Raw genomic sequence first — 6,824 nt, forward strand, 5'->3', positions numbered from 1 at the left:
GAGTGAGAGCTGTGGACACACCTGCCGAGAACGTCGTCGAGGCGCTGCGCCGGTCGCTGCTGGAGAACCGGCGGCTCCGCGCCGAGCACAAGCGGATGGCGGCCGCGGCGGCCGAGCCGATCGCGGTCATCGGGATGGCCTGCCGCTTCCCCGGCGGCGTCGCGTCCGCCGACGACCTGTGGCGGCTCGTCGCCGGCGGCGTCGACGCCGTCGGCGGGTTCCCGGCCGACCGCGGCTGGGATCTCGACCGGCTGCACGACGCCGACCCGCTCGTGCCGGGCCGCAGCGTCACCCGGGAGGGCGGGTTCCTGGACGATCCCGGCGCGTTCGACGCCGGGTTCTTCGGGATCAGCCCGCGCGAGGCGCTGACCATCGACCCGCAGCAGCGGCTCGTGCTCGAAGCGGCCTGGGAGGCGATCGAGCACGCCGCGATCGCGCCGGGGTCGCTGGCGGGCGGCGGCACCGGAGTGTTCGTCGGCGGCGCGGCCAGCGACCACGTCTCGGTGCTGGCCGCCGCGGGCGACGAGGTCGAGGGCCAGGTGCTCACCGGGTCCGCGATCAGCGTGCTCGCCGGCCGCGTCTCCTACGCGCTGGGGCTGGAGGGCCCGGCGGTCACCGTCGACACCGCCTGCTCCTCCTCGCTCACCGCGCTGCACCTGGCGGTGCGGGCGCTGCGCGGCGGCGAGTGCGACCTGGCGCTCGGCGGTGGCGTGTCGGTGATCGTCACGCCCGGCAGCTTCATCGAGACGTCCCGGCTGGGCGGCCTCGCCGCGGACGGCCGGTGCAAGGCGTTCGACGCGTCCGCCGACGGCACCGGGTTCGCCGAGGGCGTCGGCATGCTGCTGCTGGAGCGGCTGCCGGACGCGCTGCGCAACGGGCACGAGGTGCTGGCGGTGATCCGCGGCTCGGCGCTGAACCAGGACGGCGCGTCCAACGGGCTGTCCGCGCCGAGCGGTTCCGCGCAGCGCGCACTGATCCGGCGGGCGCTCGCCGATGCCGGGCTCTCGCCCGCCGACATCGACGCCCTGGAGGCGCACGGCACCGGGACCACGCTCGGCGACGGCGTCGAGGGCGAGGCGGTGCTGGCCGCCTACGGGCAGGGGCGGCCGCAGGGCCGGCCGCTGTGGCTGGGATCGGTCAAGTCCAACATCGGGCACGCCCAGGCCGCGGCCGGCGCGGCCGGCGTGATCAAGATGGTGCAGGCGCTGCGGCACGGGATGCTGCCCCGGACCCTGCACGTGACGCGGCCGACCCCGCACGTCGACTGGTCGGCGGGCGAGGTCAGGCTGCTGACCGAGGAGCGGCCGTGGCCGGCGGAGCCCGGCCGGCCGCGCCGCGCGGCCGTCTCGGGCTTCGGCGTGAGCGGCACCAACGCGCACCTGATCCTGGAGGAGGCGCCGCCCGCCGAACCGGCCGGGACCGGGCCGCGGCCGGTGCCCGCGGCGGTTCCGTTCCCGATCTCCGCGAAGACCCCCGAGGCGCTGCGCGGGCAGGCGGAGCGGCTGGCCGCGCATCTGCGGGCCGAGCGCCCGGAGCCGGAGGACGTGGCGCTGTCGCTGGCCACGACGAGGTCCGCGCTGGACTACCGCGCCGTGGTGGTGGCGCGCGATCGGGACGATCTGGCGGACACCCTGGACCGGATGGCCGCGGGGGAGAGCCCGGCCAATACCGTGCGGAGCTGGAGCGACGCCGCGGCGGCCGGAGCGGTGTTCGTCTTCCCCGGCCAGGGCTCGCAGTGGGCGGGCATGGCCGCCGAGATGCTGGAGTCCTCGCCGGTGTTCGCCGCCCGGATCGAGGAGTGCGCGGCGGCGATCGACCCGCTCGTGGACTGGTCGCTGGCCGAGGTGCTGCGCGGCGCCGACGGCGCGCCGTCGCTGGACCGGATCGACGTCGTGCAGCCCGCGCTGTTCGCGATCATGGTGTCGCTGGCCGCGGTGTGGCGGTCGTTCGGCGTCGAGCCCGCCGCGGTGATCGGGCACTCGCAGGGCGAGATCGCCGCGGCGGCCGTCACCGGCGCGCTGCCACTGGCCGACGCCGCGCGGATCGTCGTGCTGAGGTCCCGGCTGTTCGCCACCGAGCTCTCCGGGCGGGGCACGCTGGCGGTGATCGCGCGTCCCGCCGGCGAGGTCGCCGCCCGCATCGAGGGCGGGGACGGCTCGCTGACGATCGCGGCGGTGAACGGGCCCGCCTCGGTGACGGTGGCCGGTTCGCACGACGCGGTCGCCGGGCTGGTCGCGGAGTACACGGCGGAGGGCGTGCGCGCCAAGACGGTCGCCGCGTCCATCCCCGGCCATTCGCCGTTCGTGGAGGACGTGCGGGAGCCGCTGGTGGCCGGGCTGGCCGGAATCCGGCCCGAGCCGACCGGGATCACCTACTACTCGCCGACGGCCGGCGGGCCGCTCGACACCGCGTCGCTGGACGCCGGGTACTGGTATCGCAACGCCCGCGAGACGGTGGACTTCGAGGCGACCCTGCGCCGCGCGTTCTCCGACGGGCACCGCGTGTTCATCGAGGTGAGCCCGCATCCCGTGCTGACGATGGCGGTCGAGGAGACCGCGTCGGACGCCGGGCGGGAGATCACGGTCGCGCCGACGCTGCACCGCGACGACGGCGGCCTGCGCCGCCTCTACACGTCCCTGGGCACCGTGCACGCCGCGGGCGTCCCCGTCGACTGGGCCCCCGCGTTCGCCGACGGCGGCGCGCGGGTGGTGAAGCTGCCGACCTACGCTTTCCAGCACCGCCGCTACTGGCTGGAGCCCGCCGCCGGCCGCGCCGCCGACCCGGCCGGGCTCGGCCTGACCCCGGTCGACCATCCGCTGCTGAGCGCGGCGGTGTCGCTGGCCGGACGCGACGCCCTGGTGATCGTCGGCAGGCTGTCGCCGCGGAGCCAGCCATGGCTGGCCGACCACGCCCTCGGTGACGCGCCGCTGCTGCCCGGGACCGCCTTCGTCGAGCTCGCGCTGCGCGCCGCCGGTCAGGCCGGGTGCGCCGGCGTCGCCGAGATCACCCTCGACGCGCCGCTGCCGCTGCCCGAGCGCGGCGGCGTCCAGATCCAGCTCGCCGTCGGCGAACCGGACGCCGACGGGCAGCGGATCCTGGAGGTCCACTCCCGGCCGGACGGCGACGACGGCGCGGACTGGACGCGGCACGCGCGGGCCGTGCTGGTGCCGGACGCGGCGCCGGAGCCCGCGGGGCTCACCGAGTGGCCGCCGCGCGGCGCGGAACCGGTCGCGGAGGACGAGGTCGACGGGCTGTACGCGGCGCTCGCCTCGATGGACATGCGGTACGGGCCCGCGTTCCAGGGCCTGGAAGCGGTGTGGCGCCGCGGCGACGAGGTCTACGCCGAGGTGCGGCTGGGCGAGGAGACCACCGGCGCGGAGCGGTTCGGAGTGCACCCCGCCCTCCTGGACGCCGCGTTGCACGCGGTCGCGTTCGGCCGGTTCGTGGCGGGGAGCGGGCGGCCGCTCCTGCCGTTCGCCGTGCGGGGCGTGGCGTGCCATCGTCCCGGCGCCGCGGCGCTGCGGATCCGGCTGTCCCCCGCGGGGTCCGGCGGCGTCGCGCTGCACGCCTCCGACGAGGACGGGCGGCCGGTGCTCACCGCGGACGCCGTGGTGCTGCGCGAACTCACCGGGGGAGAGCCCGGCCGGGCCCTGGACAGGGACCTGCTGCGGCCGGACTGGGTCACCGTCGAGCCGGGCGGCCGCGCGCCGTCGGTCACGGTCCTCGGCACGGACGTCCCCGATCTGGCCGCGCTCGCCGAAGCGATCGGCGCCGGGGCCGGGGCACCGGACGTGGTGCTGGCGCCGGTCGGCACCGAGGCGGGCGCTGAGGCGGGCGACGTGCCGGCGGCCGTGCGCGCGGCGACCACGGCGGCGCTGGAGCTGATCCAGGAGTGGGTGGCGGGCGAGCGGTTCGGCGACGCGCGGCTGGTGCTGGTCACCCGGGACGCGACACGCGAACCGGCCCCCGACCTCGCCGGAGCGGCGGTCTGGGGCCTGGTCCGCTCCGCCCAGTCCGAACATCCCGGCCGGTTTCTGCTGGCCGACGTCGACGGGACGCCCGAGGCGTGGGACCTGCTGCCCGCCGCCGTGGGCACGGGCGAACCGCAGTTCGCCGTCCGCGACGGCGCGGTCCGCGCGCCGCGGCTGACCCGTGGCGCCGCGCCGGCCGCCGCCGGCCGCGCGCCTTGGGGACCGGACGGCACCGTGCTGATCACCGGCGGCACCGGCGCGCTCGGCCTCGGGCTCGCCCGGCATCTCGTCGCGGCGCACGGCGTCCGGCGGCTGGTGCTGGCGGGCCGCGGCGGCGCGACCCCCGAGGCTGCCGCGCTGCGCGCCGCACTCGCCGAGCGGGGCGCCGACGTCCGGCTGGCCGCGTGCGACGTCGCCGACCGCGCCGCGCTGCGCGACCTGCTGGCGGGCATCCCGGCCGAGCATCCGCTGACCGCCGTCGTGCACGCCGCCGTGGTGCTCGACGACGGCGTCGTCACCGGGCTGACCCCCGGCCGGCTGGAGACGGTCCTGCGCCCCAAGGTCGACGGCGCCTGGCTGCTGCACGAGCTCACCCGGGACCTCGACCTGTCCGCGTTCGTCCTGTTCTCCTCGGCCGTCGGCGTGCTCGGCGCCCCCGGCCAGGCCGCGTACGCGGCGTCGAGCACCTTCCTGGACGCCCTCGCCCGGCACCGCCGCGCCGCCGGCCTGCCCGCGCAGTCCCTCGCCTGGGGCCGGTGGGCGCGCGAGGACGACGGCCTCACCGCCGGGCTGACCGCGGCCGACGTCCGGCGCATCAGCGCGTCGGGCGTGGCCGGATTCACCGAGCCGGAGGGGCTGGCGCTGCTGGACGCGGCCTGCGCGCGCGACGAGGCCGTGCTGGTGCCGCTGCGGCTCGACCTGGCCGCGGTGCGCGCCCGGGCCGGGGAGGAGGCGGTCGAGCCGATGCTGCGCGGGCTGGTCCGCGCCGTCCCCCGCCGCCGGGCCCCCGGCGGCACGGCGCTCGCGGACCGGCTCGGCCGGGCGGGCGCCGAGGAGCGGCCGCGGCTGGTGCTGGACGTCGTGCTCGCCGAGGCGGCGGCCGTCCTCGGGCACGCCGGCGCGGACGCCATCCGCCCCGGCACCGCGTTCTCCGACCTGGGCGTCACGTCGCTGACCGCCGTGGAACTGCGCAACCGCCTCGGCGCCGTCACCGGCCTGCGCCTGCCCGCCACGCTCGTCTTCGACCACCCGACCCCGGCCGACCTCGCCGAACACCTGCTGGGCCTGGCCGAGGGCGGGGCGGCGGCCGAGACCGTCGAGCGGGCGGCCCCGGCGGACGAGCCGATCGCCATCGTGGCGATGAGCGGGCGCTTCCCCGGCGGCGCAGACTCTCCCGAAGCGCTGTGGCGGCTGCTGCTCGACGGCCGCGACACGGTGGCGGACGCGCCCCGCGACCGCGGCTGGGAGGCCGCCGGAGGCGCGGCCGAGGGCCGCGGGCTCCGCGGCGGCTTCCTCTACGACGCCGCCGGCTTCGACGCCGGGCTGTTCGGGATCTCGCCGCGTGAGGCGCTCGCCATGGATCCGCAGCAGCGGCTGCTGCTGGAGACCTCGTGGGAGACGTTCGAGCGGGCGGGCATCGACCCGCGCACGCTGCGCGGCAGCGCGACCGGCGTCTTCGCCGGCGTCATGTACCACGACTACGGGGCGGGGCTGCGGGAGGTGCCCGACGGGGTCGCCGGGTTCCTGAGCACCGGCACCGCCGGCGGCGTCGTCTCCGGCCGGATCTCCTACACCTTCGGGCTGGTCGGCCCCGCCGTGACGGTGGACACGGCGTGCTCGTCGTCGCTGGTCGGGCTGCATCTGGCGGCGCAGTCGCTGCGGTCGGGGGAGTGCGATCTGGCGCTGGCGGGCGGCGTCACGGTCATGGCGACGCCGGGGACGTTCACGGAGTTCTCCCGGCAGGGCGGGCTGGCCCCCGACGGCCGCTGCAAGTCGTTCGCGGGAGCCGCCGACGGCACCGGCCTGGCGGAGGCCGTCGGGCTGGTGCTGCTGGAGCGGTTGTCGGACGCGCGGCGTCATGGGCGGCGGGTGCTGGCGGTGGTGCGGGGTTCGGCGGTGAACCAGGACGGTGCGTCCAACGGATTGACGGCGCCGAGCGGGCGTTCCCAGCGGCGGGTGATCCGGTCCGCGCTGGCGAGTGCGGGCCTGTCGGCGTCCGAGGTCGATGTGGTGGAGGCGCACGGGACTGGGACGACTCTCGGCGACCCGATCGAGGCCGAGGCGGTGCTGGCGACCTACGGCCAGGACCGCGACCGGCCGCTGCTGCTGGGGTCGATCAAGTCGAACATCGGTCACGCGCAGGCGGCGTCGGGTGTCGCGGGCGTGATCAAGATGGTGCTGGCGCTGCGGCACGGTGTCGTCCCGGCGACGCTGCATGTGGACGAGCCGTCGCCGCATGTGGACTGGTCGGCGGGGAGCGTCGAGCTGGTCACCGAGGCGCGCCCGCTGCCCGAGCTCGACCGGCCCTCGCGGGGCGCGGTCTCCTCGTTCGGCGTCGGCGGGACCAACGCCCACGTGATCATCGAGCAGGCCCTCGAGCCGGACGGCGGCGTCCCGTCCGTGTCGTCGTCGTCGGTGTGGCCGTTCGCGGTGTCGGGGCAGTCGGACGGGGCGTTGCGGGCGCAGGCGGCGCGGTTGCGTGAGTTCCTGGCGGCCGACCATGGCGTGAGCCTGGGGGATGTGGCGTGGTCGCTGGCGTCGGCGCGTGCGGGGTTGGAGCATCGCGCGGTCGCGGTTGCCGGTGATCGTGCGGGGTTGCTGGATGCGCTGGCCCGGATCGCCACCGGTGAGCCT

At 77.4% G+C, this 6,824-nt stretch carries 1 protein-coding gene; it reads left to right on the forward strand.

Features of this window, described 5'->3' with window-relative positions:
- Positions 1 to 11: 11 nt before the first annotated feature.
- The coding region (locus ACFPZN_RS49830) for a type I polyketide synthase (protein ID WP_465252311.1) at positions 12 to 6,824 on the forward strand (6,813 nt) is incomplete at its 3' end.

The organism is Actinomadura rugatobispora (genome assembly GCF_042656285.1).
GTDB classification, from domain to species: domain Bacteria; phylum Actinomycetota; class Actinomycetes; order Streptosporangiales; family Streptosporangiaceae; genus Spirillospora; species Spirillospora rugatobispora.